Origin of the sequence: Allobosea sp. CER48 (genome assembly GCF_044752385.1) — a bacterium.
Taxonomy (GTDB): Bacteria; Pseudomonadota; Alphaproteobacteria; order Rhizobiales; family Beijerinckiaceae; genus Allobosea.
Genome location: NZ_JBIWYK010000455.1, coordinates 1 through 2,459, shown reverse-complemented (window position 1 = coordinate 2,459; position 2,459 = coordinate 1). Strand labels below are relative to the sequence as shown.

The 2,459-nt window shown below is 69.3% G+C and carries 2 protein-coding genes; both read right to left on the bottom strand.

The annotated features are described in order from the left end of the window. Positions 1-956, bottom strand: a 956-nt coding sequence (ltaE, locus tag ACIPIA_RS14285; RefSeq protein WP_400510504.1) for a low-specificity L-threonine aldolase, incomplete at its 3' end; no start/stop codon positions are given. A 79-nt stretch (positions 957-1,035) separates the two neighbouring features. Then, complete coding sequence (locus ACIPIA_RS14280) at positions 1,036-2,415, bottom strand: L-serine ammonia-lyase (RefSeq protein ID WP_400510506.1); 1,380 nt, start codon at positions 2,413-2,415, stop codon at positions 1,036-1,038. Positions 2,416-2,459: the final 44 nt, after the last annotated feature.

The following is a 2,459-nucleotide window of genomic DNA, read 5'->3' as shown; positions in this document are numbered from 1 at the left end:
ACATCGAGATGGGTGACCCAGCGCAGCGTCCCGTAACGCCCGCTGACGGCGATGCCGCGGCTGCGCAGGAAGGCGGCGAAAGCTCTGGTATCGAGCGCCGCGGGTGTCATGAACACCATGTTCGTGCGGGCTGGCCCGGCGCCGAGCTCGGGAAAGCGGGACAGTGCCTGCGCGAGATCGGTGGCGCGCCGGTGATCCTCGCCCAGACGCGACACGTTATGCTCGAGAGCATAGATCGCGGCCGCTGCGATCACGCCGGTCTGGCGCATGCCGCCGCCCAGCATCTTCCGGATGCGACGGGCTTTCTCGATGAAGTCCTTCGGGCCGACGAGGATGGAACCGATCGGCGCCCCCAGGCCCTTGGAGAGGCACAGCGAAACGGTGTCGAACTGCCCGGCAATCCAGGCGGCATCCCGGTTGCTCGCCGCGGCCGCGTTCATCAGCCGGGCGCCGTCGAGATGCGTGGCGAGACCGCGCGAACGGGCGAGCCCCGTCGCGGCCTCCAGATAGGCATCCGGCAGGACGAGGCCGTTGAAGGTGTTCTCCAGCGCCAGCAGGCGGGTCATCGCGAAATGGAAGTCGTTCGGCTTGATCGCGCTGGCGATGGCGTCGAGCGCGATCGTGCCGTCGGGTTCGTTCGGCAGGGGCTGCGGCTGGATCGAACCCAGCACAGCCGCGCCGCCGCCCTCGAGCCGGTAGGTATGGGCCATCTGGCCGACGAGATACTCCTCGCCACGGCCGCAATGGGCCATCAGCCCGGCGAGGTTGGCCTGCGTGCCGGTGGGGAAGAAGAGCGCGGCTTCCTTCCCCAACCGCTCGGCGGTCATCGCTTCCAGGCGCCTGGTCGTCGGACAATCGTCGTAGACGGCGTCCCCGACCTCGGCCGCTGCCATCGCGGCGCGCATACCGGCGCCGGGGCGCGTCACCGTATCCGAACGGAAGTCATCCACGATCATCGATCCGATCCCTGCAGGCTGTGTGCTCAACCCTACCGGCCGCGGGCCCGGCCCATCATGCAAAAATGGAGGGTCGGGCTCAGCATTCCGGCAGGTTGACCGCAAGCCCGCCGAGGCTCGTCTCCTTGAAGCGCTCGTTCATGGCCTCGCCGGTCTGCCGCATGGCCTCGATGCAGTTGTCCAGCGGCATGAAATGCGAACCGTCGCCGCGCAGCGCCAGCGATGCGGCCGCGACCGCCTTGATCGCGCCGATGCCGTTGCGTTCGATACAGGGCACCTGGACCAGCCCCGCCGCGGGATCGCAGGTCATGCCCAGATGATGCTCCAGCGCGATCTCGGCGGCATTCTCGACCTGTGCGGGGGACCCGCCCATGACCGCGCAGAAGCCCGCCGCGGCCATGGCGGCGGCCGAGCCGACCTCGCCCTGGCAGCCGGCCTCGGCGCCGGAAATCGAGGCGTTGTGCTTGATCAATCCGCCGATCGCCGCGGCCGTCAGCAGGAAATCGGCGATCTTCCCGGGCTCCGCGCCGATGCAGTGGTCGAGATAGTAGCGCAGCACCGCGGGCACGACGCCGGCTGCCCCGTTTGTCGGCGAGGTCACCACCCGTCCGCCGGCCGCATTCTCCTCGTTGACCGCCATCGCGTAGACGCTGAGCCAGTCCGTCGCCGCATGCGGCTGGGAACGGTTCGCCAGCCGCTCGGCCGCCAGCTGCCTGTGGATGCGGGCCGCCCTGCGGCGCACGTGCAGGCCGCCGGGCAGCTCGCCCTCCTGGGTCAGGCCCCTTTCGATGCAGCCGTTCATCACCGACCAGAGGCGGGCGAGGCCGCGGTCGACTTCGTCCGCCGGCTGCCGATGGATTTCGTTGGCGCGCTTCATCTCCGCGATGGACAGACCGCTTTCCCGGGCCATGCGCAGCATGGCCGCCGCATTCGCGAAGGGGTAGGGCCAGGAGGTCGTCTCCGCTGCACCGGCGGGAGCTTCGCGTTCCCGCGCCGTCACGACGAAGCCGCCGCCGATCGAATAATAGGTCTCGGCAAGCACCTCCGCGCCGGCGGAATCGCGGGCGCGGAAGACGAGGCCGTTGGCATGTCCGGGCAAGGGCGGGCCGTAGTCGAAGACGATGTCGGCCGCGGGGTCGAACAGCAGCGGCGGCAAGCCTTCATGATGCAGCAGATGGCTGCGTCCGAGTTCGTCGAGCTGGCGCTCCGCCGCGTCGAAGTCGAAGGTGGCGGGTGCCCAGCCGAGCAGGCCGAGCGCCACGGCCCGGTCCGTGGCGTGGCCCTTTCCGGTGAAGGCGAGCGATCCGTGCAGCGTCGCGCTCACGGCTGCCGCCTGGCTGCAGAGCGGATCCTGGCGCAGAAGCGCGAGGAAATGCCCGGCCGCGGTCATCGGCCCCATCGTGTGCGAGGATGACGGGCCTATGCCGATCTTGAACACGTCGAAAACGCTCAGGAACATCCCCGCTCCCTGTCGAACCCGGCTCTGCCAGGCCGGTGTGAAAT